This is a genomic window from Streptomyces sp. NPDC088785 (genome assembly GCF_044750685.1).
Lineage (GTDB): Bacteria > Actinomycetota > Actinomycetes > Streptomycetales > Streptomycetaceae > Streptomyces.
The window spans coordinates 101,142-126,578 of sequence record NZ_JBIVKH010000020.1 but is presented as its reverse complement, the minus strand read 5'-3'; the positions used below and the strand labels follow the sequence as shown (position 1 = coordinate 126,578).

General features: G+C 73.2%; 20 protein-coding genes. 14 read left to right on the top strand and 6 right to left on the bottom strand.

Annotated features, from left to right (window positions below):
- Positions 1-211 precede the first annotated feature (211 nt).
- A complete protein-coding gene (locus ACIP5K_RS34150) occupies positions 212-2,287 on the bottom strand; it encodes a M4 family metallopeptidase (RefSeq protein ID WP_401416032.1) in 2,076 nt (691 codons plus the stop codon).
- Between the two features lie 919 nt (positions 2,288-3,206).
- On the opposite strand from ACIP5K_RS34150, the gene ACIP5K_RS34145 reads away from it, so the two are divergent.
- The gene (locus tag ACIP5K_RS34145) at positions 3,207-4,796 is read left to right on the top strand and encodes a protein kinase (RefSeq protein WP_401416030.1); all 1,590 of its coding nucleotides are present in this window, start codon (positions 3,207-3,209) and stop codon (positions 4,794-4,796) included.
- Between the two features lie 68 nt (positions 4,797-4,864).
- Here the strand turns inward: ACIP5K_RS34145 and ACIP5K_RS34140 are convergent, their stop codons facing one another.
- Positions 4,865-6,745 (bottom strand): ABC transporter ATP-binding protein, encoded by a 1,881-nt coding sequence (locus ACIP5K_RS34140; protein ID WP_401416027.1) that lies wholly within the window; start codon positions 6,743-6,745, stop codon positions 4,865-4,867.
- On the bottom strand, positions 6,742-8,679 hold the full coding sequence (locus tag ACIP5K_RS34135; protein ID WP_401416025.1) for an ABC transporter ATP-binding protein: 1,938 nt from the start codon (positions 8,677-8,679) through the stop codon (positions 6,742-6,744). Before ACIP5K_RS34135 ends, ACIP5K_RS34140 begins: the two co-directional genes overlap by 4 nt.
- Before the next feature lie 164 nt (positions 8,680-8,843).
- On the opposite strand from ACIP5K_RS34135, the gene ACIP5K_RS34130 reads away from it, so the two are divergent.
- Genes ACIP5K_RS34130 through ACIP5K_RS34115 form a run of 4 tightly spaced genes read left to right on the top strand, consistent with a single transcriptional unit; the run spans position 8,844 to position 12,640 of the window.
- Positions 8,844-9,878: an ABC transporter ATP-binding protein gene (locus ACIP5K_RS34130; RefSeq protein WP_401416023.1), complete on the top strand. Its 1,035-nt coding sequence runs from the start codon at positions 8,844-8,846 to the stop codon at positions 9,876-9,878.
- On the top strand, positions 9,875-10,669 hold the full coding sequence (locus tag ACIP5K_RS34125; RefSeq protein ID WP_401416021.1) for an ABC transporter permease: 795 nt from the start codon (positions 9,875-9,877) through the stop codon (positions 10,667-10,669). Before ACIP5K_RS34130 ends, ACIP5K_RS34125 begins: the two co-directional genes overlap by 4 nt.
- 35 nt (positions 10,670-10,704) lie before the next feature.
- Positions 10,705-12,003 carry a sensor histidine kinase gene (locus tag ACIP5K_RS34120; RefSeq protein ID WP_401416018.1) on the top strand — a complete coding sequence of 433 codons (1,299 nt, stop codon included), beginning with the start codon at positions 10,705-10,707 and terminating at the stop codon, positions 12,001-12,003.
- A complete protein-coding gene (locus tag ACIP5K_RS34115; protein ID WP_401416016.1) occupies positions 11,993-12,640 on the top strand; it encodes a response regulator in 648 nt (215 codons plus the stop codon). Before ACIP5K_RS34120 ends, ACIP5K_RS34115 begins: the two co-directional genes overlap by 11 nt.
- A gap of 14 nt (positions 12,641-12,654) precedes the next feature.
- Here ACIP5K_RS34115 and ACIP5K_RS34110 read toward each other — a convergent pair whose 3' ends face one another.
- Both ACIP5K_RS34110 and glgX read right to left on the bottom strand, forming a co-directional pair.
- Positions 12,655-13,665 carry a haloacid dehalogenase-like hydrolase gene (locus tag ACIP5K_RS34110; protein ID WP_401416014.1) on the bottom strand — a complete coding sequence of 337 codons (1,011 nt, stop codon included), beginning with the start codon at positions 13,663-13,665 and terminating at the stop codon, positions 12,655-12,657.
- Between the two features lie 61 nt (positions 13,666-13,726).
- Positions 13,727-16,030 carry a glycogen debranching protein GlgX gene (glgX, locus tag ACIP5K_RS34105; RefSeq protein ID WP_401416012.1) on the bottom strand — a complete coding sequence of 768 codons (2,304 nt, stop codon included), beginning with the start codon at positions 16,028-16,030 and terminating at the stop codon, positions 13,727-13,729.
- 161 nt (positions 16,031-16,191) lie between these two features.
- On the opposite strand from glgX, the gene ACIP5K_RS34100 reads away from it, so the two are divergent.
- From ACIP5K_RS34100 to ACIP5K_RS34060, 9 genes are all read left to right on the top strand, one after another.
- A complete protein-coding gene (locus ACIP5K_RS34100; RefSeq protein ID WP_401416009.1) occupies positions 16,192-17,400 on the top strand; it encodes an Ig-like domain-containing protein in 1,209 nt (402 codons plus the stop codon).
- A gap of 198 nt (positions 17,401-17,598) precedes the next feature.
- Entirely contained in the window at positions 17,599-18,798 is a 1,200-nt protein-coding gene (locus ACIP5K_RS34095) for an Ig-like domain-containing protein (protein WP_401416008.1), read from the top strand.
- 106 nt (positions 18,799-18,904) lie between these two features.
- A complete protein-coding gene (locus ACIP5K_RS34090; RefSeq protein WP_401416006.1) occupies positions 18,905-19,672 on the top strand; it encodes an enoyl-CoA hydratase/isomerase family protein in 768 nt (255 codons plus the stop codon).
- 283 nt (positions 19,673-19,955) lie between these two features.
- Entirely contained in the window at positions 19,956-20,459 is a 504-nt protein-coding gene (locus tag ACIP5K_RS34085) for an ATP-binding protein (protein WP_401416004.1), read from the top strand.
- 313 nt (positions 20,460-20,772) lie between these two features.
- On the top strand, positions 20,773-21,567 hold the full coding sequence (locus tag ACIP5K_RS34080) for a polysaccharide deacetylase family protein (protein ID WP_401416064.1): 795 nt from the start codon (positions 20,773-20,775) through the stop codon (positions 21,565-21,567).
- Entirely contained in the window at positions 21,564-22,745 is a 1,182-nt protein-coding gene (locus ACIP5K_RS34075) for a PQQ-binding-like beta-propeller repeat protein (RefSeq protein ID WP_401416001.1), read from the top strand. Before ACIP5K_RS34080 ends, ACIP5K_RS34075 begins: the two co-directional genes overlap by 4 nt.
- Before the next feature lie 79 nt (positions 22,746-22,824).
- Positions 22,825-23,742, top strand: a complete 918-nt coding sequence (locus ACIP5K_RS34070; protein ID WP_401415998.1) for a MerR family transcriptional regulator — start codon at positions 22,825-22,827, stop codon at positions 23,740-23,742.
- 55 nt (positions 23,743-23,797) lie between these two features.
- Positions 23,798-24,013, top strand: coding sequence for an EF-hand domain-containing protein (locus ACIP5K_RS34065; protein WP_401415996.1), 216 nt, complete (start codon positions 23,798-23,800; stop codon positions 24,011-24,013).
- A gap of 127 nt (positions 24,014-24,140) precedes the next feature.
- Positions 24,141-24,830: an NADPH-dependent F420 reductase gene (locus tag ACIP5K_RS34060; protein ID WP_401415994.1), complete on the top strand. Its 690-nt coding sequence runs from the start codon at positions 24,141-24,143 to the stop codon at positions 24,828-24,830.
- 16 nt (positions 24,831-24,846) lie between these two features.
- Here ACIP5K_RS34060 and ACIP5K_RS34055 read toward each other — a convergent pair whose 3' ends face one another.
- A complete protein-coding gene (locus ACIP5K_RS34055) occupies positions 24,847-25,398 on the bottom strand; it encodes a glycoside hydrolase family 25 protein (protein WP_401415992.1) in 552 nt (183 codons plus the stop codon).
- Between the last annotated feature and the right edge of the window lie 39 nt (positions 25,399-25,437).

Here is a 25,437-nt window from a genome sequence, read left to right as displayed (position 1 = left end):
GGACGTGTCATGTACGCGATCACAGGTTGGCCGGAATTCGTCCGTTGAGCGATAACTGACGTACGCATTGCGAACAGACCGTGAACGAGACCGTGAACGAGACCGTGAACGAGGCCGTGAACGAGCGGGACCGCCCGCACACAGACGAACGGGCGCGCCGTACCGGGGAGTCGAACCACCGGTACGGCGCGCCCAGTCGGGGCGGTGATGCCTACGGGAACGTCAGCTTGAAGCTGTTGATGTAGCCCGTGTCCTGCGCGCCGAGGTCCTGGACCTTCAGCTTCCAGACGCCGTTCGCGGTCTCCGTGGAGGCGTTGACCGTGTACGTGGCCTGAATGTTGGGGGTCGGGTCGTAGACCGACGAGTGCAGCCGGTACGCCTTTCCGCTCGGGCCGATCAGGTCGACCTGGAGGTCACCGCTCCAGGTGTGCACGATGTCCACGCCCACCGAGAGGTTGGTCGGCGCCTTGCCCGTGATGCCGGAGACGGTCACGGACGAGGTGACCGCGGCCCCCGGGTAGTCGGGGACGGCCACGTCGGCGTCGTTGGTGAACGTCTTGCCGCCGGGCGTACCGCCACCGCCGGAACGCGCGCCCACGTTGATCGCGGCGAACGCGTCCTGGACCGCCTTGTACTCGGCCGAGGTCGTCCCGTACAGGTCACCGGCCGCCGCCAGCGCGCCGGTGCGGGCACCCGCGTAGTTGGTGGTCGAGGTGAACTTGGTGGTCAGCGCCTTGAACCAGATCAGCGCCGCCTTGTCGCGGCCGATGCCGGTGACGGGCAGGCCGTCGGAGGTCGGCGAGTTGTAGGTGACCCCGTTGACGGTCTTCGTCCCGCTGCCCTCGCTGAGCAGGTAGAAGAAGTGGTTGGCCGGGCCGGACGAGTAGTGCACGTCGACCGAGCCGATGCCCGAATACCAGGAGTCCTTGGACGCGCCGTCCTTGCTGGGCTTGTCCATGTAGCGCAGCGGGGTGCCGTCGCCGTTGATGTTGATCTTCTCGCCGACGAGGTAGTCGCCCACGTCCGAGGAGTTCGCCGCGTAGAACTCGACGGCCGCCGCGAAGATGTCGGAGGTCGCCTCGTTCAGGCCGCCGGACTCACCGCTGTAGTTCAGCCCCGCGGTGTTCGAGGTGACGCCGTGCGTCATCTCGTGCGCGGCCACGTCGATCGACGTCAGCGGGTGGGTGTTGCTGGTGCCGTCGCCGTACGTCATGCAGAAGCAGCTGTCGTCCCAGAACGCGTTGACGTAGTTGTTGCCGTAGTGGACCCGGCTGTACGCGCCCACCCCGTCGCCGCGGATACCCGTCCTGCCCTGGACGTTCTTGTAGTAGTCCCAGGTCAGCGCGGCGCCGTAGTGCGCGTCGGCGGCGGCCGTCTCGGTGTTGGTCGCCTGGCCGTTGCCCCACACGTCGTCGGGCCCGGTGTACAGGGTGCCGGTGCCGGACGTGCCGTGGTTCAGGTTGTACGTCTTGTGGCCGCCCCGGCCGGTGTCGTTGAGGCTGTACGTCGAGCCCGACAGGGAGGTGCCCAGGGTGACGGTGCCGCTGTACTGGGTGTTGCCCGTGCCCGTCTCGATCGCCTGCCACTCGTGCAGCTTCTTGCCGGTGGTGGCGTCGGTGATCACATGGAGTGCGTTCGGGGTGCCGTCCTCCTGGAGCCCGCCGACGACGGTCTCGTACGCGAGGGTGGGCTGCCCCTTCGTGGCACCCTGCCCCAGCCAGACCACCTTGCGCGGGGCCCGGTCGGCCTCGGTCTTCTTCGAACCGTCGGCCTTCGCGAGGGACAGGGCCTGCGCCTCGGCGCGGGACGCCTTGACGTCCGCCGTGGTGTCGACGCCCTTGAGCCGGGCCTTCGACGCCTTCGTCACGCTCTTCTCGGCGCCGGCCTTGGTGGTGTCGACGATCAGGTCGCCGCCGAGCACCGGAAGTCCGGCGTAGGTGCGCTCGTAACGGGTGTGCGTCGTCCCGTCCTTGTCCTGGAGCACGTCACGCACGACGAGCTTCTCCGAGCTGCCGAGCCCGAGGTCCTTCGCGGTGGCGGCCTTGCCGGCGTTCGCCGTGCGCAGCAGCTCGGCCCGCTTGGCGGGGGAGAGCTTCGCGGGCAGCGCGCCGGGGTCGGCGCCCCGGGTGGCGTTCGCCGTGATGCCGGCCGCGGCCGATGCGGTGCTCTGGTTCGCGTCGGCGGAGGCCGCTCCGGACTGGAGGGCGACGGCCAGCAGCGCGGCGACGGCGCCGGCGGCGGCCGCCGCGGTGGCGCGGCGTCTGTGGGAGGTGGAAGAGCTATTCAACGCTGAACTCCTTCTGCATGACCACGGATTGCGCGGCCAGTGGGGTACGGGCGGCGGGTGGCCGTCCGGGCAGAACGCAGTGCAGGCGGTGCGGGTGGAGCACGTGGAGCGGGTGCAGCGGCCGGAACGCCCATTTGCTGTGAGGCAGTTGTGCGGCGGCCGATGGGAAGAGTGGCAGCAGCAAGCGCCGACTGTCAGGAGCGCATCAAGAGGTTGGCCGGATTTGGTTCGGTGGGCGGGTGAGGGCGTCCGCTATACGGAGTGCCGGGCGGGGCCGTCGCGCGGCCGGATTTGCGGTCGGTACCGCGCGCCCCGCGCGGCGCGGCGCCGGCCCCCGGACGGCACCCCGCGCCCCCCGCCCGCCCCGGCTCCAGGGCGGCCGGAAACGCGGCCCCGGCGATCTCCGGCACGCGCTCCCGCGGGGCGGCGCGCACGGCCGCGTACTGGCCTTACCCGGCCCGGGGGCGGCCCCGGCGGACCCGGACGCCGGGCGGCCCGGCCGGCGCCGCCCCGCCCGGAGGCCACGGTTCCGGGCGGCCGCCCCGCACCCGGCCGACGGGCCCCCGGCACCGGCGTTGCGCTTCGCGTTCGCGGCGATCACCGCCGGGGTGTGCGGCGGTACCCGGCGGGGGTCCCCCCGGGTGGCCGGATCCACGGGTGTGGCTGCTTTTCGTCCCGCGGCGGAATCCGGGGGGGAATTCCCGGGGCCGCAGGGGGCACGGCCCGGCGGGCGCCGCCTGCTGCGGGAGCGCCGGAATCCGCAGCTGACGGGCGGTACCCGCGTCGGCCGCCCCTGAGCGGGACGCCCGGCCGGGGGCGGCGGGATCGTCCTCGTGGGCCGCTGCCGGGCCAACACCCCTTGCTCGTACGCTGATTGCGGAAAGATCGGCACCCGGTCGGACGTGCGAAGGGCGTGGAGATGAGGGCACTGGAACCGCTCGGCGCGGACGATCCGACCGAGGTGGGGTCGTACCGGCTGCTGGGGTTGCTGGGGCACGGCGGGATGGGGCGGGTCTACCTCGGACGCAGCCGGGGCGGGCGACTCGTCGCCGTGAAGGTGGTGCACCGGCACCTGACGGCGGACGAGCGGTTCCGTTCCCGGTTCGCGAACGAGGTGGCGGCGGTGCGGCTGGTGAGCGGGGCCCGGGAGCGGTCCTACACCGCCGCCGTACTCGCCGCCGATCCGGACGCCGAGGTCCCGTGGGTGGCGACCGGCTTCGTGGCGGGCATTGACCTGACGCACGTGGTGGAGGAGTACGGCCCCCTGCCCCACCGGACCGTACGCGCGCTGGGAGCGGGGCTGGCCGAGGCGCTGAGCGCCGTGCACGCCCACGATCTCGTGCACCGGGACGTCAAGCCGTCCAACGTGCTGCTCGCGCTCGACGGACCCTGCCTGATCGACTTCGGCATCGCCCGTGCCGCGGAGGCGTCGACCCGGCTCACCTCGACCGGTGTGGCCGTCGGTTCACCCGGTTTCATGGCCCCCGAGCAGGTGACCGGCGAAGCGGCCACCGGCCCCGCCACGGACGTCTTCGCGCTCGGCGCCGTGCTCGCCTACGCGGCCGGCGGCCGGCAGCCCTTCCCGGGCGACAACGCCGCCCAGCTGCTCTACCGGATCGTTCACACCGAGCCGCGGCTCGACGCCGTGGTACCGGATTCCCTCCGTGAGCTGGTCGCCGCCTGTCTCGCCAAGGACCCGGCCGCCCGCCCGGGACCGGCGGAGGTCGTGCGGGCCCTGGCGGGTGAGCGGGGTGCCGGCGCCTTGCTGGCGGGCTCCTCCGGGTGGCTGCCCGAGGCGGTCGCCACCGGCATCGGCCGCCGGGCCGTCCAGCTCCTCCAGTTGGAGTCCGAACCCTTCACCCCGGAGCCGCTCGCACGAGGTCCGGTGGCGTCGTACTCGCCCACCGCCGTGGACCCCGGCCCGGCCTCCGACAGCGCCTCGGGCCCGGACGCCGCCACGGTGACAGCGATCGTCCGGCCGGAGCCCGCGGACGAGGAGAGCCCGGCGCCCGGGCCCACGGCGTCGACGAAGCCGGAAGCCCCGCAGGCCCCGCCGTGGAAGCGGGCACTGGGGGCCGCAGGAGTCGTCGTGCTGCTCGCCGCGGTGGGCTTCGGCATGTGGAACGACCACCGGGGGAGCGACCGGCCCGTCGCCCTGCCCGCCCCCTTCGTCGGACGCTGGGACGACTCCCGGGACGGCTACGGCAACGTGCTCGAACTCAGGGCCGGCCGGGTCGGCGACGAGGTGGGCGTGCTCACCGCCGACACCGACGGCCAGGACGGATCCGCCACCTGCCGCTACCGTCTCCGTCTCACCCGTACGCAGACCGACGGCTTCTACGCGGACCTCGCCGGCGCCCCGGTGTCCGGCGGCCCCGCCGCCTGCGACGCACCCCTGAAGATGTCCTTGCAGACGCAGCGCGTCAAAGGACCCGACGGCGAGGACGTCCTCGCCTTCCTGGCGCACGCCCCCGTGACCTCCCTCAACGTGCTGTTCCGCGCCGGCTGACCGGCCGCCGGACCGCGCCCGCGATCACGCGGGAAGGTCCGCGGGACCGCGGGGCCCGGAGGGGGCGGTCAGCCCACCAAGGACTCCCGCCACGCCCGGTGCAGACCGGCGAACACCCCGCTGCCGCCGATCAGTTCGGCCGGTGATCCGTCCTCCACGACCCGGCCGTCCGCCATCACCAGCACCCGGTCGGCGATCTCCACCGTCGACAGCCGGTGCGCGATCACCACGGCGGTCCGGCCGCGCAGCACCGTCCGCATCGCCCGCTGCACCGCCCGCTCCCCGGGAATGTCCAGGGAGCTCGTCGCCTCGTCGAGGATCAGCACCGCCGGGTCCGCGAGCAGCGCCCGCGCGAACGCCACCAACTGGCGCTGCCCGGCCGAGATCCGGCCGCCGCGCTTGCGCACGTCCGTGTCGTAGCCGTCGGGCAGCGCGACGATGAAGTCGTGCGCGCCGATCGCCCGCGCCGCCCGCTCGATCTCCTCCCGGCTCGCCCCGGGCCGCCCGATCGCGATGTTCTCGGCGACCGTCCCGGAGAACAGGAACGCCTCCTGCGTCACCATCACCACGCCCCGCCGCAGCTCGGCGGTGGACAGCTCGCGCAGGTCCACGCCGTCCAGCAGGACCCGTCCGTGCGAGGGGTCGTAGAACCGCGAGAGCAGCTTCGCCAGCGTCGACTTGCCCGCGCCCGTCGAACCGACGACGGCCACCGTCTGCCCGGCGGGCAGGGTCAGATCGAAGCGGGGCAGCACCTCGCCGCCCGTCCGGTAGCCGAACGACACGTCGTCGAAGACGACCTCGCGGCCCGGCCGCCCGTCCGTGCCCGCCGCGGGCAGCTCGCGCGGCGCCACCGGCTCCGGCACCGACGGCCGCTGCGCGAGCAGCCCCGCGATCTTCTTCAGCGACGCGGCCGCGCTCTCGTACGAGTTGAGGAACATCGCGAGCCGGTCGATCGGGTCGTAGAGGCGCCGGACGAACAGCACCGCCGCGGCCAGCACGCCCAGCTCCAGCGTGCCGCCGGCCACCCGGTAGGCACCCCACAGGACCATGCCCGCCACCGCCGCGTTCGCGATCAGGCGGGAGCCGACGACATAGCGGGCCATCTCCAGCAGCGCCGTGCCGTTGGCCCGCTCGTGGCGGCGGTTCAGCCCGGCGAAGTCCGCGTCGTTCGCCGCCTCGCGGCGGAACGCCCGCACCGGCCGGATCCCGTTCATCGTCTCGACGAACTTCACGATGACCGTCGCGATCGCCGACGACCGCTCGCCGTACGCCTTCGCCGCCCGCCGCCGATACGCCCTGATCAGCACGGAGAGCGGCACGAACGACAGCGCGGCCAGCGCCCCGATCCCCAGGTCGAGCCAGAGCAGGCTCACCGTGATGTAGACGGACGCCAGGATCACGTTGACCAGTTCCTGGAGGCCCTCGCTCAGCAGCTCCCGCAGCGACTCCACGTCCGTCGTCGCCCGCGAGATGACCCGCCCCGACGTGTACCGGTCGTGGAAGTCGACGCTGAGCGCCTGCGCGTGCCGGAAGATCCGGCCGCGCAGGTCCACCAGCACGTCCTGGCTGACGCGGGCCGACAGCTGGATATAGCCGTACTGGAACGCCGCCGACAGGCACGCCGTCAGCAGGAAGGCGGCGCCGACCGCGATCAGCGGACCGTACGAGTGGTCGCGGAACGCGGGCACCGCGCTGTCGATCGCGTACGCCACTATCAGCGGCCCGGACTGCACCGCGCCCTGCTGGAGCAGCAGCGCGAGCACCGTCAGCCAGGCCGTGCGCCGGTGCGGCGCGAGCAGCGAGCGCAGCAGCGCGCCGGTCGCGCCCTTCGGTGTGGGCAGGTCGTCCTGGTCGTAGGGGTCCCCGGCCCGGCCGGGGCGCGGCTCCTCGTCCGGTGCGCCGTCCCGCGGTGCGGGCCGTCCCGTCGTCGCCTGTGCCGTGGTCGTCATGCGTGTGCGGCCTCCCCCGCCTCGGCGGCGTCGTGTTCGTCGTCCCCGGACATCAGATGGCGGTACTCGGCGCTGGTCCGCAGCAGCGCCTGGTGCGTGCCGACCGCCGTGATCCGCCCGCCCGACAGCAGCGCCACCCGGTCCGCGAGCAGCACCGTGGACGTCCGGTGCGCGACGATCAGGGCCGTGCTGCCGGCGAGGACGCGCCGCAGCTCCGCCTCCACCGCGGCCTCCGTGTGCACGTCCAGCGCGGACAACGGGTCGTCCAGGACGAGGAACCGGGGCCCGCCCACCACGGTGCGGGCCAGCGCGAGCCGCTGCCGCTGCCCGCCGGACAGGCTCAGGCCCTGCTCGCCGACCTCCGTGGCGGTGCCCTCGGGCAGCCGCCGCACGAAGTCGGCCTGGGCGACACCGAGCGCCCGCCGCACGTCCTCGTCCGTCGCCTCCGGGGCGCCCATCCGCACGTTCGCCGCGACGGTCGCCGAGAACAGGGTGGGCTCCTCGAACGCCACCGACACCAGCGTGCGCAGCTCCTCGCGCGGCATCGCGGTCACGTCCCGCCCGTCCAGCGTGATCCGCCCGGCCGTGACGTCGTACAGGCGCGGCACCAGCGCGGTCAGTGTGGTCTTGCCGCTGCCGGTCGCGCCGACCAGCGCCATCGTCTCGCCGGAGCGGACGTGCAGATCGATCCGGGCCAGCGTCGCCGCCGAGCCGGGGGCCGCGTCCGGATAGCGGAACGCGACGCCCTCGAACCGCAGCCCGCCCGTGCCGCCCGTGCCGCCCGTGCCGTCCGCATCGGCCGGGGCGATCGGGCCGCCCGCCCGCGTGCCCTGCTCGTGCACGCGCGAATCCTCCTCCTTCTCGTCCATCACCTCGAAGTAGCGCCGCGTCGCGGTCGCCGCCTCCTGGCTCATGGCGAGCAGGAACCCGATGGACTCGATCGGCCAGCGCAGCGCGAGCGCCGTCGACAGGAACGCCACCAGCGTCCCCGCCGACAGGTCGCCGTCCGCGACCCGCACCGTGCCGAGCACCAGCGCCGCGCCGAGCGCCAGCTCCGGCAGCAGGGTGATGACACCGAGGATCCCGGCGAGCAGCCGGGCCTTGGTCAGCTCGGTGCCCCGCACGGTCTGCGACAGCTCGCGGAACGCCCGCGCCTGACTGCGGTGGCGCCCGAACCCCTTGATGATCCGGATGCCCAGCACCGACTCCTCGACGACCGTGGTCAGATCGCCGACCTGGTCCTGCGCCCGGCGCGACGCCTCCGCGTACCCGTGCTCGAAGCGGTAGCAGACCGCCATCAGGGGCACGGCGGGTGCCAGCAGGACCAGCCCGAGCCCCCAGTCCTGGACCACCAGGACGCCGAGCCCGGCCACGATGGTGACCGTGTTGACGATCAGGAACGTCAGCGGGAACGCCAGGAACATCCGCACGACCATGAGGTCGGTCGTGGCGCGCGACAGCAGCTGACCGGAGGCCCAGCGGTCGTGGAACGCGACCGGCATCCGCTGGAGGTGCCGGTACAGGTCGGCCCGCATCCCCGCCTCGACCCCGGCCAGCGGGCGCGCCACCAGCCAGCGCCGCAGCCCGAACAGCAGCGCCTCGGCGACACCGAGCGCCAGCAGCACCCCGGCGCCGAGCCACACCCCGGACGGGTCCCGGTCGGTCACCGGCCCGTCGACGATCCACTTCAGCACGAGCGGGAACACGAGCCCGAGACACGACGCGAGCACGGCGACCGCGGCGGCGCCCGCCCAGCGCGCCCGCACCGGCCGGACGTACGGCCACAGCCGCGCCAGCGTGCGCACGGCCGACCCGCGCCCGGCCGGCTCCCGCACCGCGGGGCCCGGCGCCGCCGAGTCCCCCGCGGGCGCGGCCGGTTCGGGCGCCGGCGTGCTCCGGTCAAGATCCGTGGTCGGTGCATCTTCAGTCGTCATCAGTGGTGAGACTACGGTTCACCACTGACAACGCCCACCGAATTCCGGCCCGCTCCGGCGCCGCCCGGACCCGGGGTCGTAGCCGCCGGTCAACCGATCGGCGGATGCCCCTTCGAGCGCGTCGGCCGATGCCGGGACCGGTGCCTTCCCGCGACGCTGGAGGCATGACAGCAGCGAGCAGTGCCACAGCGGGCGGACCGCTCATCGAGGTGAGCGGCCTGCGCAAGGCGTACGGGGGACGGGCCGTCGTGGACGGGGTGTCCTTCAGCGTCGCCGAGGGCGAGATCTTCGGGATCCTCGGGCCCAACGGCGCCGGGAAGACCACCACCGTCGAGTGCGTCGAAGGGCTGCGCACGCCCGACGCCGGGCAGGTCCGCGTCGCCGGGCTCGACCCGGTGCGCGAGCACACCGCCGTCACCCGCATCCTGGGCGCCCAGCTCCAGGAGAGCGAGATCCAGCCCAAGCTCACCGTGCGGGAGGCGCTGGAGCTCTACTCGGCGATCTACCCGGACCCCGTCGACTGGCGGCCGCTCGCCGAGCGGCTGCGGCTGACCGAAAAGCTCGGCACCCGGTTCGCCAAGCTCAGCGGCGGCCAGAAACAGCGGCTGTTCATCGCCCTCGCGCTCGTCGGCAACCCGCGCGTCGTCGTCCTCGACGAGCTGACCACCGGCCTCGACCCGCGCGCCCGCCGCGACACCTGGTCGCTGATCGAGGACGTCCGGGCCAGCGGCGTCACGGTGCTGCTGGTCACGCACTTCATGGAGGAGGCGCAGCGGCTCTGCGACCGCATCGCCGTCATCGACCGGGGACGGGTCGCCGCGCTCGACACCCCGGCCGGGCTGATCCGGCAGGCCGCGGGCGCCACCGTCATCTCCTTCACCCCGTCCGCGCCGATCGACGACGCCGCGCTCGCCGCGCTGCCCGGCCTCGCCTCCCGGGAGCACCGCGACGGCCGGACCACCCTGACCGGCGGCGACGAGACCGTCAACGCGCTGATCAGCCTGCTGGCCCGGCGGCACATCACCGCGCACCAGCTCCGCGTCACCGACGCCACGCTCGACGACGCCTTCCTCGACCTCACCGCGGACCTCACCGCGAACCACGACACGGACCACGACACGGATCACCGCACGGATCACCGCACGGACCACGGCACGCGTCCGGGCACGGACCTCACGACGGGAGTCGCCCAGTCATGAGCACCGCCACCGCCACCGCCCCCGCTTCCCCCGCGCCCGCCGCACCGGCCCCGGGCGCCGCCAGGGCCGTCCTGAAGGCCGAGTTCACCCTCTTCCGACGCGAGGCCGGCAGCCTCGTCGGCATCCTTGCCTTCCCCGTCGTCCTGCTGGTGATCCTCGGCTCCATCCCCTCCTTCAGGGAGGCCGACGCGGGACTCGGCGGCATCCGCCTCGTCGACGCGTACGTCCCGGTCACCGTGCTGCTCGCCCTGATCGCGGGCGGCATCCAGTCCATGCCGCCGATCATCACCGGCTACCGCGAACACGGCGTCCTGCGCCGGATGTCGACGACCCCCGTCCGCCCCTCCACGCTGCTCGGCGCCCAGATGGGCATCCACGGCGCGGCCGTCCTCGTCGGTGTCGCGCTCTGCCTCACCGTCGGCCGCGCCGCCTTCGGCGTCGCCCTGCCGCGCCAGATCCCCGGCTACCTCCTCGCCCTCCTCCTCTCCGTCGTCGTCGCCCTCGCCCTGGGCGCGCTGATCGCCTCCCGGGCCCGCACGACGAAGATCTCCAACGCGATCGGCACCGTCGTCTTCTTCCCCGCCATGTTCTGCGCGGGCGTGTGGGTGCCGGTCCAGGCGATGCCGGACGCCCTCGCCCACATCGTCGAACTGACCCCGTTCGGCGCCGCCGCCCAGGCCCTGAACCAGGCGATGGCCGGGGACTGGCCCGCCTGGTCCCACCTGCTGGTGCTCGCCGTCTGGGCCGCGGGACTGTCCGGCGCCGCCGCCCGCTGGTTCCGCTGGGAGTGACCATGACGCAGGGCCCGGACCGGCACACTGACGACATGTCCCGAGGACCCGAACGCGACCGCGCCCACGCCGCCGAGCTCGCCGACGCCGTCGCCACCGCCGACAGCCCCTGGCGGGTCGTGCACCGCTACGGCGCGTACGTCCTGCTCGCCATCGGGGTCGTCCTGCTCGCGGCCACCTCCGACGCGATCGGCATGAGCCGCACCGACTGGTACGTCGCGGGCGGGCTGTCGGCCTTCGCGCTCGTCCTCCAGCTGTGGTGGACGAGGGCGGAGCCGAAGCGGCCGGGCCCGTCCGCCGAGAGCGCCCTCGTCTACTGGGCGCGCTGGGCCGTCGGCTTCGTCGTCGCCATGATCAACCCGTTCTTCGCCTTCTTCGCCGCCGTCGGCTACTACGACGCCGACCGGCTGCTGCCGCGCTGGCAGCAGAAGCCCGGCATCCTCGCCTCGGTGGTCATCGTGGCGGGGGCCCAGGCCGGCGGGCTGTGGCCCGCGGGACCGCTCGGCTGGGCCGTGTTCGGCGCGCTCATCGTCGCCAACATGGCGTTCGTCGTCATCACCGGGCACCTCCAGGAGAAGGAGCAGGAGCGCGCCCGCCTCCAGGTCCGCACGATCCACGAGCTGGCCGAGACCAACACCGCGCTCCAGGCGGCCCTCGACGAGAACGCCCATCTGCACTCCCAGCTCCTCGTCCAGGCCCGGGAGGCGGGCGTCGCCGACGAGCGCCGCAGGCTGGCCGCCGAGATCCACGACACCATCGCGCAGGGCCTGACCGGCATCATCGCCCAGCTCCAGGTCGTCAAGAACGCCCCGACCCTGGAGAAGGCCCGCGAGCACCTGGACCGCGCCGACGCCCTCGCCCGGCACAGCCTCGGCGAGGCCCGCCGCTCCGTGCACAACCTCTCGCCCGCCGCGCTCGCCGACGCCAGCCTCCCCGAGGCCCTGAAGAAGACGGTCGCCGACTGGGGCCAACGCACCGGCGTGCGCGCCGACTTCACCCTCACCGGCACCGCCCAGCCGCTGCACGACGAGATCGAGGCGACCCTGCTCCGGATCACCGAGGAGGCCCTGTCCAACGCCGCCCGGCACGCCCGCGCCGCCCGCCTCGGCGTGACCCTGTCCTTCATGGCGGGCGAGGTCACCCTCGACGTGCGCGACGACGGCCGCGGCTTCGACCCGCTCGCCCTGCCCGCCAGGACCGGCAGCGCGGGCTTCGGCCTCGACGGCATGCGGGCCCGCGCCGAACGCCTCGCGGGCGACGTCACCATCGAGTCCGAGCCGGGCGGCGGCACGGCGATCTCCGCTCGCGTACCTTTGGTGCCCCATGACCAGTGACAGCAGCGCCATCACCCTCCTGATCGTCGACGACCACCCGGTCGTGCGCGACGGCGTCCGCGGCATGTTCGAGTCCGCCCCCGGCTTCACGGTGCTCGGCGAGGCGGCGAGCGGCGTGGAGGCGGTCGCCCGGGCCGGTGAGCTCGACCCGGACGTCGTCCTGATGGACCTGCGCATGCCGGGCGGCGGCGGGGTCGACGCCATCAGGGAACTGGCCCGCCGCGGCGCCCGCGCCCGCGTCCTGGTCCTGACCACGTACGACACGGACTCCGACACGCTGCCCGCGATCGAGGCGGGCGCCACCGGCTACCTCCTCAAGGACGCCCCGCGCGAGGAGCTGTTCGCGGCCGTGCGCGCCGCCGCCGAGGGCCGCACGGTGCTCTCCCCGGCGGTCGCCTCCCGCCTGGTCACCGCGGTCCGCACACCCGCCGCGCCCGCCGACGAGACGCTGTCCGCCCGCGAGCGCGAGGTCCTCGTCCTCGTCGCCCGGGGCACCTCGAACAAGGAGATCGCGCGCGAGCTGTTCATCAGCGAGGCCACGGTCAAGACCCATCTCACGCACATCTACGGCAAGTTGCGCGTCAAGGACCGCGCGGCGGCGGTCGCGGTGGCGTACGACCGCAAGATCCTCGGCTGAGCCGCGCCGGCCGTTCAGGCGATCTGCTCCGGCGTCACCGTCACCCAGCCCCGCCCGGCCGTCACCGGCAGCCCCAGCGCGCGCTGGCTGCGCTCCGCGTCCGCCGTCAGCCGCGCCAGCTCCGCGCGCGGGCCGTCGCCCCGGTCGACCCACAGCCGGACACCGCCGCGGTCGACGTCCACCGACCGCAGCAGCATCGGCCCGTCGCTCGCGGGCGTGTCCCCAGCGGCGAGCACCGGGCCGCGCCAGGCGTCGATGTGCGTACGGATGGCGGCCGGCTTGCCCTCGTACCAGGTCAGCGGCGCCAGCAGCGTCGACGTCAACTCCCGTCCGGCCAGCGCCCGCCGGTCGTAGGCGCCGGCCGCCAGCTCCTTGCGGGAACTCGTCACGTGCCCGGTCGCCGGGTCCCTGAGCAGGGCGGCGGCCCCGATGACCCGGCCCGGCGGCAGGCCGTACCCGTACCGCGGATCGCACAGCAGCATCCGTACGAGGTCCTCGGAGGCGGCGCTCACCACGTACACCTCGATGCCGTGCGCGCGCAGCGTGCGGTACAGCTCCTGCATGCCGCGCGACACCCGGGGCGGCCGGGCCCCGCCGGGCAGGGCGCCCCCGAACGCCAGCAGCGCGTCGACGTGCTCCTTGAGGCGGCCCAGCGTCAGCCCGGCGAAGATCTGCGCGGCCCACGGATAGGCGACCAGGTCGTCGATGGCGCAGAGCCGCGCGTAGTACGCGGTCAGCGTCTCGCGCCCGTCCGCCGTGTCCCGGAACGGGACCACTTCGAGCGACGGGTCCATCGTGTCCCGGGTCAGCACGCCCCGCAGCTCCAGGAAGGGCAGCAGCGACTCCTCCAGATCGCCGCGGTACGTGGTGTTGTCCGCGTCGAAGGTCGCGTAGGCCCCCGTGTGCGCGTGGGCGGCGACGAGCCGGGCCAGCTCCGCGGCCTGCGGGCGCGGCCAGTGCGGCAGCCCGGCGGCGATCTCGTCGGCTTCGGCGGGGCGCGGGGCGCGGGGTGCGGTACGGGTCACGCCGGACCATCCTAGGCGGGGCCGCACCCGCCCCCGCGGCCGCGTCCGCCCCCGCCCGCCCTCAGGGCCGCACCCGCAGCAGCAGCACCGTCCGGGCCTCCACCGTCACCGTGCCGCCCGCCGGGTGCAGCACCCCGGGCGCCGCCTCCTGCGCCTCCGCGCCGGTGTCGACGACCACCTCGTACCGCGTGGCCCACGGCTCGCCGGGCAGCACGAAGCGCTCCGGGCGGTCGCCCGCGTGCAGCACCGCGAGGAAGCTGTCGTCCTCCACCGGCTCGCCGCGCGCGTCCCGGCCCGGGATGTCCCGCCCGGACAGGTACATGCCGAGCGTCGCCGCCGGGGCGTACCAGTCCCGCTCGGTCATCTCCGTGCCCCGGGACGTGAACCAGGCCAGGTCCCGCAGCCCGTCCGCCGAGTGCGCGCGCCCCGAGAAGAACGCCCGGCGGCGCAGCACCGGATGCGCGTGGCGCAGCGCGATCAGCCGGGACGCCAGGTCGCACAGCGCCCGCCAGCCCGGCTCCTCCAGGAGCCCCCAGTCCACCCAGCTGATCTCGTTGTCCTGGCAGTAGGCGTTGTTGTTGCCGCGCTGGGTGCGGCCGAACTCGTCGCCCGCGACCAGCATCGGCACGCCCGTCGACAGCAGCAGCGTCGTCAGCAGGTTCCGCAGCTGCCGCCTGCGCAGCGCCGTCACCGCCGCCTGCCCGGACTCGCCCTCGGTGCCGCCGTTCCACGACCGGTTGTCGTCCGAGCCGTCCCGGTTGCCCTCGCCGTTCGCCTCGTTGTGCTTGCGCTCGTAGCTCACCAGGTCGCGCAGGGTGAAGCCGTCGTGCGCGGTGACGAAGTTGACCGACGCGTACGGCCGGCGCCCGCCCCACGCGTACAGGTCGCTCGACCCCGACAGGCGATAGCCCAGATCCCGTACGTCGGGCAGCGCGCCGCGCCAGAAGTCCCGCACGGCGTTGCGGTAGCGGTCGTTCCACTCCGTCCACAGCGGGGGGAACGCGCCCACCTGGTAGCCGCCCGAGCCCACGTCCCACGGCTCCGCTATCAGCTTCACGCGGCGCAGCACCGGGTCCTGCGCGATGACGGCGAGGAACGGGGAGAGCATGTCGACGTCGTGCATGGAGCGGGCCAGCGCCGCCGCCAGGTCGAAGCGGAAGCCGTCGACACCCATCTCCGTCACCCAGTACCGCAGCGAGTCGGTGATGAGCCGCAGCACGTGCGGCTGGACGACGTGCAGGGTGTTGCCGCAGCCCGTGTAGTCGCTGTAGCGGCGGGCGTCGTCCTGGAGGCGGTAGTAGCCGCGGTTGTCGATGCCCTTCAGGGACAGCGTCGGACCCAGCTCGCCCGCCTCCGCGGTGTGGTTGTAGACGACGTCGAGGATGACCTCGATGCCCGCGTCGTGCAGCGCCCGCACCATCCGCTTGAACTCGCCGACCTGCTGGCCGGCGGTGCCGGACGCGGCGTACGCGGCGTGCGGGGCGAAGTAGCCGATCGAGTTGTAGCCCCAGTAGTTCTTCAGGCCGCGGCGCAGCAGGTGGTCCTCGTGGGCGAACTGGTGCACCGGCAGCAGCTCCACGGCCGTCACCCCGAGCCGCACCAGGTGCGCGATCGCCGCCGGGTGCGCGAGACCCGCGTACGTGCCGCGCAACTCCTCCGGGACGCCGGGGTGCCGCCGGGTGAAGCCGCGCACGTGCAGCTCGTAGATGACGGAGTCGGCCCACGGCGTCTTCGGCCGCCGGTCGTCCGCCCACTCGTCGTCGGGCGCGTCGTCGTGCACCACGACCCCCTTGGGGACGTGGGGCGCCGAGTCCCGGTCGTCGCGCACGGTGTCCGCGACGTGCTGCTCCGGCCAGTCCCGTACGTGGCCGTAGACCTCCGGCGGCAGCCCGAACTCGCCGTCCACGGCGCGCGCGTACGGATCGAGGAGCAGCTTCGCCGGATTCCAGCGGGCGCCCGTCCACGGGTCCCAGCGGCCGTGCACCCGGAAGCCGTAGCGCTGTCCCGGACGCACCCCCGGCACGAACCCGTGCCAGATCTCGTGCGTCGACTCGGCCAGCGACGACCGGCTCTCGCGCCCCTCCGCGTCGAACAGGCACAGCTCCACCCGCTCGGCGCCGCCCGCCCACAGAGCGAAGTTGGTGCCCGCGACCCCGTCGGGGCCGACCCGGTAGCGGGCCCCCAGCGGCGTCGGCGCCCCCGGCCACACCGGACCGGCCGGGGGCGTGAACTCCCGTTCCCGGAAACGGTCCCGGCCCCGCCCGACCAGCGCGGACGGCACCGGCCGTACCTGACCCGCCGTACCGTCCGGCACGGCTGTCCCCGTGCCGGACTGCACGGCCTCCTGCTCGGCTGCGCTCGACACCTGTCAGCCTCCCGCGGCTCCACGACTGGCGGGCCGGACCGGGGCGCGCGGCGTCCCGGTCGCGCTCCCCTCATGCCCTCCCCCCTGTTCTGCCCAGAGCGCGGCTCGCACTCACGTTTCCCCGGCGGGGTGCCCGTCGTTGGCCTGGCGTGAAAACTGCTGTGAGGCGCGCGCGGCGCGCAGGGGCGACACTGGGCGCCGTACTGGCATGGGCGGGACTCGTCGGCGCGCTCGCCGGCTGCGACTCGGACGAGGTGCTCGGCAAGCCGCGCGCGCCCGAGGACTTGATCCGGGTGACCCCGGACGACGCGAGCAAGGGCGTGAAGGGCGACGGCAGGCTCCGGGTCGAGGTGCCCGAGGGCCGGTTGCAGTCCGTGAAGGTCGTGCGGATCCAGGACGCGCAGGAGGAGGCGGTGCCGGGCCGGCTCGACGCGGACGGCACCCGGTGGCGGCCGACGGGCGCGGACGCCGACGGGCTCGCGCTCGCCGCGCAGTACACGGTCGACGCGGTGGCGGTCGACGGGCACGGGCGGCGCATGGCGCGCCACACCACCTTCGCGACGGCCGTCCCCGACGAGCGGTTCATCGGCTACGTCACGCCGGAGAACCGGGCCACGGTCGGCACCGGCATGATCGTGAAGCTGGCGTTCAACCGCGCGATCGAGAACCGGGCCGCCGTCGAGCGCGCCGTCCGCGTCACGTCCCGGCCGGCCGTGCCGATCGCCCCGCACTGGTTCGGCAGGGAGCGGCTCGACTTCCGGCCGCAGAAGTACTGGAAGCCCGGCACTCAGGTCACCGTCGACCTGAACCTGCGGGACGTGGAGGGCGCGCCGGGCGTCTACGGCCTCCAGCACAAGACGTTCACCTTCACCATCGGGCGCGGCCAGGTGTCCACCGTCGACGCGGCCGCGCACACCATGCGGGTCGTCCGCGACGGGGAGCTGATCGACACCCTGCCGATCACGGCGGGGGCGCCGGGCTCGACCACGTACAACGGCCGGATGGTGGTGACCGAGATGCACGAGGTCACCCGCATGAACAGCCGCACCGTCGGGTTCGGCGGCGAGTACGACATCCCCGACGTGCCGCACGCGATCCGGCTCACCGACTCCGGCACCTTCCTGCACGGCAACTACTGGTCGGGCGGCGCCTTCGGGTCCGCCAACGTCAGCCACGGCTGTGTCGGGCTGCGCGACGTCAAGGGCGGCAGTTCGCTCACGCCCGCCGGCTGGTTCTTCGACCACACGCTCATCGGGGACGTCGTCGAGGTGCGCCACAGCGCCGACAAGAAAGTGGCTCCTGACAACGGGCTCGGAGGATGGAACATGGACTGGGACGCCTGGAGGGCCGGGAGCGCCGCGCACGGGTAGCGGCCCGGCGGCGATCCGGTGCCCCGCGGGCGGGCGGGCGACGGTCCGAAAGGGGGTTCGGCCGACGGTGGTTGGGACTAAACGGTGACATAGTCCGGGGCTCCGTTCTCCCAGGTCGTGTGGTTATCTTTCGCAGTGCGCGCGCGGACGCGCCGGGGTGCAGGCCCTGGACCCGGGCCTGTTGAGGGGAGAGACATCTTGAACGGGCGACGGCCGATATCGGCGGCTCTGCTGGGCGCGGCACTGCTGCTGGTCACCGCTTGCGGTGGCGGCGGGGGTTCGGACGCGGGGAGCGACGACAAGGGGACATCCGACAGGGCGGGGGCGGACACCAGGGAGTCGGCCGCCGTGGTGACCGTGGCGCCCAAGGACGGCGCGGACGACGTGGCGACCAGCGGGGCGCTCAAGGTCACGTCCGCCCGGGGGAGACTGAGCGCGGTCGAGGTCGCGGACAGCAAGGGCAACAAGGTCGACGGGAAGATCACCGGGGCGGGGACCTCCTGGACCCCCGACCACCACCTGGCCTCCTCCACCACGTACAAGGTGCACGCGGTGGCCAAGGACGCGGACGGCCGCGAATCGGCCAAGGACACCAGCTTCACCACGCTCACCCCGAAGAACACCTTCATCGGCACCTTCTCCCCGGAGGACGGCTCGAAGGTCGGCGTGGGCATGCCGTTCTCGATCCGCTTCACGCGGGGCATCACGCATCCCGAGGACGTGGAGAAGGCCATCTCCATCAGGACGGAGCCCGCCGTAGACGTCCAGGGCCACTGGTTCGGCAACGACCGGCTGGACTTCCGCCCCGAGAAGTACTGGGCGGCCGGCACGAAGGTCACCGTCAAGCTCGACCTCGACGGGGTCGAGGGCCGCGACGACGTCTACGGCAAGCAGGTCCGCACGGTGAGGTTCACCGTCGGACGCAGCCAGGTCTCCACCGTCGACGTCAAGACGAAGACGATGACCGTCAAGCGCGACGGCCGGACCATCAAGCGGATCCCGGTGACCACCGGCAAGGCCGGTTACGAGACCTGGAACGGCCAGATGGTCATCAGCGAGCGTCTCCAGGTGACCCGCATGAACGGCGAGACGGTCGGCTACGGCGGCGAGTACGACATCAAGGACGTCCCGCACGCCCAGCGCCTGACCACGTCCGGCACCTTCATCCACGGCAACTACTGGGGCGGCGACGCCTTCGGCAACTACAACGCCAGCCACGGGTGCATCGGGCTGCGCGACGTGCGCGGCGGGTACGACGGCAAGGTCGCGGCCGCCTGGTTCTTCAACCGGTCGATCATCGGCGACGTCGTGGTCGTGAAGCACTCCAAGGACCGCACGGTCTCCCCGGACAACGGCCTGAACGGCTGGAACATGTCCTGGGCCGACTGGAAGAAGTAGCGGGAGCGGGCCGGTGCCCGCGCCCCCCGCCGGGGGCGCGGGCACCGGTGCGACCGGCCCCGGTGGAGGGTGCTCCGGCGGCGGGGCCGGTGGGTACTGTGCGGGCATGACCGTGAATCTGGAAGTCGCCGACCGCGTGGCCACCCTCACCCTGGACCGCCCCCCGATGAACGCCCTGGACATCGCCACCCAGGACCGGATCAAGGAACTCGCCGGGGAGGTCACGGCCCGCGACGACATCCGGGCCGTGGTCGTGCGCGGCAGCGAGAAGGTGTTCGCGGCCGGCGCCGACATCAAGGAGATGCGGGCGATGGACCACGCGGCGATGGTCGCCCGGTCCCGCGCCCTCCAGGACTCGTTCACCGCCGTGGCCCGCATCCCCAAGCCGGTGGTCGCCGCGATCACCGGTTACGCCCTGGGCGGCGGCTGCGAGCTGGCCCTGTGCGCCGACTACCGGATCGCGGGCGAGAACGCCAAGCTGGGCCAGCCGGAGATCCTGCTCGGTCTGATCCCGGGCGCGGGCGGCACCCAGCGCCTGGCCCGTCTGGTCGGCCCGTCCCGCGCCAAGGACCTGATCTTCACCGGCCGTCACGTGCGGGCCGACGAGGCGCTGCGGATCGGTCTTGTCGACCGGGTCGTCCCGGCGGAAGAGGTGTTCGCCGCCGCCCACGCCTGGGCCGCGAAGCTGGCGCAGGGTCCGGCGATCGCGCTTCGCGCCGCGAAGGAGTCCGTGGACGCGGGCCTGGAGACCGACCTCGACACCGGCCTCGCCCTCGAACGGAACTGGTTCGCGGGCCTGTTCGCCACCGCCGACCGGGAGGCCGGAATGCGCAGCTTCGTCGAGGACGGCCCGGGCAAGGCCACCTTCGGCTGACGACCGCGCGGACGGTGCGTCAACTCCCTTGCGGGCCCGTCGAATTGCTCGGGTACCTCGTTGGAGCGCATTATCCCCGCCTTAAGAGAACCTTAAGCAATACGCCCCGGTGACGATCAACAGCCGTCTCCGCGCGGTGGATCGGTGCAGGTCGGACCGGCTGTAAGGGTTCTCTATCTGCCTCCGGCATATGCCGGACGAGCCCCCCGGAATGAGGCGTTCCGGGGGGCTTATTCAGCCGGAACGGTCCCAAGACCCCCGCGGTGCGGCCATCATGGTGGGCATGGCGGGGCTTGAGGGTGTCGAACAACCACGGCGGCACGGCGGGGCGACCGCCGCGCGCTGGTCTCCGGCGGTGGAGGACGAGCACGGGCTGCGGGCGCTGGAGTTGTTCGGAAATCCCACCGAGGCGGAGGTGCCACTGCCGTCGCGCCCGGAATCGGCGGCGACCGCGCGGCGGATCGCGCAGGTCGTCATCCTCCGGCACTGGGGCCTGTCCCCGAAGATGACCGAGGACGCGGTGCTGCTCGTCTCCGAACTCGTCGGCAACGCGGTACGGCACACCGGCGCCCGCCACTTCGGTCTGCGCATGCTGCGCCGGCGCGGCTGGATCCGCATCGAGGTCCGCGACCCGTCCCGCGGCCTGCCCTGCCTCATGCCGGTCCACCCTCTCGACCTCTCCGGGCGCGGCCTCTTCCTCGTCGACAAGATCTCCGACCGCTGGGGCGTGGACCTGCTGCCGCGCGGCAAGACCACCTGGTTCGAGATGCGCGTCGCCGACCGCTGACCCGTCCCCGCTTCCGGGCTCCCCCCTCCCGGAACGCACGAAAGCCCCCGTTCTCGCCGTGGTACGGCGCCGCGGGGGCTTTCGTGTGGTGCGCCGCGGACATGGGGGGTGGGTTCCGCGGCGGCTGTGGACGACCGGCCCGGGTCAATGGAGGTCGTAGCACCGATCATGGCAGATGCGACCAGGAAGGGCCAAATGAATCATTGGTGACAAGGGTCATCAGCCTCGTAAATAAAGGAAATGTGCAGACCGTGTTCAGTAATCGTTAAGGCCCCCGGGTCGGTAGGAGGCTTTCGCCCTGGATCGCCCTTAAATAAGGCGGGTGACTCAGGCAGAACCGATCCGACGCCGCTCGGCCCTGCGCGCGGGAGCCGGACTCACCGCCGCTCTCGCCGCCGGCTGCGCCGCCCCGGCCGAGCAGGCCGCCACCACCACCGCCCCCGCCCCGAAGCCGGACCGCACCGGCCTCACCACCCGCGCCGCACCCGGCCCGCGCCGCTTCCCCGGACAGCCCGGGCAGATCTCCCACGGCCCGCGCTCCGGCGACCGGGTCGCCCTCACCTTCCACGGGCAGGGGGACCCGGACATCGCCCGCGCGATCCTGAGCCGGGCGGAGCGGGCCCACGCCCGCATCACCGTCCTCGCCGTCGGCACCTGGCTCGACGCCCACCCCGAGCTGGCCCGGCGCATCATCGACGGCGGCCACGACCTCGGCAACCACACCATGCGCCACATCGGCATCAGCGACCTGCCCGAGGCCGAGGCCCGCGCCGAGATCACCGGCTGCGCGGACCGCATCCGCCGGCTGACCGGCTCCATCGGCAGCTGGTTCCGCCCCTCGCGCACCAGGACCGCGACCCCGCTCGTCGCCCGCCTCGCCCACGGCGCGGGATACCCGCACGTCCTGTCGTACGACGTCGACTCGCTCGACTACACCTCGCCGGGGGCGGACGCCGTCGTCCAGAACGTCGTCCCGGCCGTGCGGCCCGGCTCCATCGTCAGCCTCCACTTCGGCTACGCGGACACGGTCAGGGCCCTGCCCTCCCTCCTCGACCACCTCGACCGGCGCGGCCTGACCGCGGTGACCTGTACGGAGCTGCTCTCGTGAACCCCACCCGCCGCACCGGCCTCCTGCTGACCGGGGCCCTGGTCCTCGCCGCGCTGACCGGCTGCGGCAGCGGGTCGCCGGCCGGCCACACCTCCCGCGACGCGATCAAGCCCGCCCGACCGGCCGCACCGCAGCGCCAGGCGGTGTACGGGCTGCCCGGCATGCCGCCCGTCCTCGACACCGAGGACGTGTACGCCGCCGACCGCCCCGGCAGGCTCTCGCCCGTGGTCAAGGACTTCCCCTCCCGCGTCTACGTGCCCAACACCGAGTCCGACACCGTCACCGTCATCGACCCCAAGACGTTCCGGGTCACCGAGACGATCAAGGTCGGCCGGCAGCCCCAGCACGTCGTCCCCTCCTGGGACCTGAAGACGCTCTGGGTCAACAACGACAAGGGCAACACCCTCACCCCCATCGACCCGCGCACCGGGAGGGCGGGCGCCCCGGTCGACGTCCACGACCCGTACAACCTCTACTTCACCCCCGACGGCAAGCACGCCGTCGTCATGGCCTCGCTCGACCGCGAACTGGTCTTCCGCGACCCGCACACCATGAGGATCCAGCACACCGAACCCGTCTCCTGCTACGGCGTCAACCACGCCGACTTCTCCCTCGACGGCCGCTACTTCATCGTGAGCTGCGAGTTCAGCGGCGAACTGCTGAAGGTCGACACCGCCCGGATGAAGGTGGTCGCCCACCAGAAGCTGCCCTTCGACGGGGCGATGCCGCAGGACGTCAAGATCTCCCCGGACGGCAAGCGGTTCTACATCGCCGACATGATGGCCAACGGCATGTGGGTGCTCGACGGCGACGCCTTCACCACCCCCGAGCTGCTGCCCACCGGCAAGGGCACCCACGGCCTGTACGTCAGCCGCGACTCCCGGGAGATGTACATCTCCAACCGCGGCGAGGGCACCGTCTCCGTCTTCGACTTCCCGCAGCACCGGCTGACCAAGAAGTGGCGGCTCCCGCAGGGCGGCAGCCCCGACATGGGCGGCGTCTCGGCGGACGGCAACACCCTCTGGCTGTCCGGCCGCTACGACTCCGAGGTCTACGCCATCGACACCCGCACCGGCGTCCAGGTGGCCCGTGTCCCGGTCGGCGACGGCCCGCACGGCCTCGCGGTCTACCCGCAGCCGGGCCGCTACTCGCTCGGGCACACCGGCATCTTCCGCTGACGGACCCGTGACGGACCCGTGACGGACCCGGCCGCGCCCGCTTGAGTCTCCACCCGCTGGAAGGGCCAGACTCCCTCGCATGACCGACGAACGACCCCGGTTGCTCACCATCGGACAGCTGGCCCGCCGCACCGGCCTCACGGTGCGCACCATCCGCTACTGGTCCGACGAGGGTGTGCTGCACCCCGTCGCCCGCAGCGACGGCGGCTACCGGCTCTACGACACCGGGTCCGTGGCCCGGCTGGAGCTGATCCGCACCCTGCGCGAGCTGGGCCTCGGCCTGGACGACGTACGCACCGTCCTGGCCGGGGAGCGGGACATCGCCTCGGTGGCCGCCGCCCACGTGGTGGCCCTCGACGCGCAGATCCGGGTGCTGCGGCTCAACCGCGCGGTCCTGTCGACGGTCGCCCAACGCAGGTCGAGCACCGAGGAGATGGCCCTGATGAACAGACTGGCACGGCAGTCCACCGCCGAACGCAAGCGGATCATGGACGAGTTCGCCGAGGACATGCTGCACGGCCTGGACACCGTCGACCCGGCCGTCCGGGAGCGGATGCGCGGCATGAGCGCCGGACTGCCCGACGACCCCACCCCCGAACAGGTCGACGCCTGGGTGGAACTGGCCGAACTGCTCCAGGACCCCGCGTTCCGGGCCCGGATGCGCCGGGCCGCCGAGTACAACGCCGCCGACCGCGGCCCCGACGAGCAGGCGGGCCGGTCGATGTGGTTCCTGAAGAAGCTCGTCACCCTCGCGGGCGACGCCGTCCGCGCGGGCACCGACCCGGCCGCACCCGAGGCCGACGCCGTCCTGCGCGAGCTGCTCGGCCCGGACGCCGACCGCGCCGCCGTCCTGGACCGGCTGCTCGCCACGGCCGACGACAGGGTCGCCCGCTACCGCGAACTGCTCACCGTGCTGAAGGGCGCGCCCGCGCAGCCCGCGCACCGTCCGGAGTTCGCCTGGGTACTGGCTGCACTGCGCGCCCACCCGGCCGGTTAATCTGACCTCCGTCAGTACGGCAACACGAGCATGATGCAAACGAGGGGTGGTCCCGGTGGCGGACATCGAGGAAGCACGCAAGGCGTTCGACCGGTTCGACGCGGACGGCGACGGCTTCATCACGGCGGCCGAGTACAAGAGCGCGATGGCGCAGATGGGCGACTTCAACGTCACCGAGTCGGTGGCCGAGGTCCTCATCGCCCGGCAGGACACCGACGGCGACAAGGTGCTGTCCTTCGACGAGTTCTGGGCCAACCTGAACAAGGGCTGAGCGCGCGGCCGCGCCCGCCGGGACCCGGGACGACCGGCTCACCCGGCAGCGCGGCCCGGTCCGCCGCGCGCAGGACCGGGCCGGTGCGGAATAGCCGCCCCGCCCGCCGGGTTCGCACTGGATGCACATGCATGAATCTCCGGAAGGGCGAGACATGAAGATCGGCATCATCGGCGCGGGCAACATCGGCGGCAACCTGACCCGGCGGCTCACCGCCGCGGGCCACGACGTGCACGTCGCGAACTCCCGCGGCCCGCACACTCTCACCGGCCTCGCCGAGGAGACCGGCGCCACCCCCGCGACGCCCGAGGACGCGGTGCGCGACGCCCGGGTCGTCGTGGTCACCATCCCCCTGAAGGCGGTCCCCGACCTGCCCGCGGGCCTCCTGGAGACGGCGGCGCCCGACGTCGCCGTCATCGACACCGGCAACTACTACCCGCAGCAGCGCGACGGGAAGATCGCCGGGATCGAGGACGAGGGCCTGACCGAGAGCCGCTGGACCGAGCGCCAGCTCGGCCACGCGGTCGTGAAGGCCTTCAACGGCACCTACGCGGCCGACATCGTCGACAAGGCCCGCCCCGCGGGCGACCCGGACCGCGTCGCCCTGCCCATCGCCGGCGACGACACGGAGGCCAAGCGGACGGTCACCGCCCTCCTGGACGAGATCGGCTTCGACGCCGTCGACGCGGGCGGCCAGGACGAGTCGTGGCGCCAGCAGCCCGGCACCCCGGTCTACGGCCTCGCCGCGGACGCTCCCGCCGTCCGCAAGGCCCTGGCGACGGCGACCCCGGAGCGCACCGCGGAGTGGCGCGCCTGAGCACGCCGGAGCGGCTTCAGGGCGTGGCCCACTCGCGCAGCGCAGCCTTGCTCGCGAAGGCGGCCACGTCCTTGTCGTGCGGGCTCGACGTGTACTGGTGGACGGTCCACTTCGCCTTGATGCGGGGCTTGCCCGCCGTCACGTAGTCCGCGATCCACAGACCGTCCCCCGCGTACGACGTCGTGTCGTGGTTCAGCCAGAAGTCGCGGTTGCAGTAGAGCATGACCCGGTGGTCCGGGCGCAGCCGCTTCACCTCGCGGATGAAGCGGTCCTTGTCCGCGTTGCTCGCGCGGGTGCCGTCGCCCGTCGTCTCCCAGTCGACCGCCAGCAGGTCGCCCGCCTTCTCGGGGGCCTTGCTCAGGAAGTAGGCGGCCTGGGCGGCGATGTTGCCCGGCCACAGGAAGTGGTAGAAGCCGACCACGCACGCGCCGTCGCGGGCCAGCTTCGTCTGGTGGGCCAGGCGCGGGTTGACGTAGCTGCGGCCCTCCGTGGCCTTGATGAAGACGAACGACTGGCCGTCCGTGTCGAACGTGGACTGGTACGAACTGACGTCGATGCCGTGCAGCATGCGGGGCCTCCCGGTCGGTGGGGCGACGTGGGTCGAACT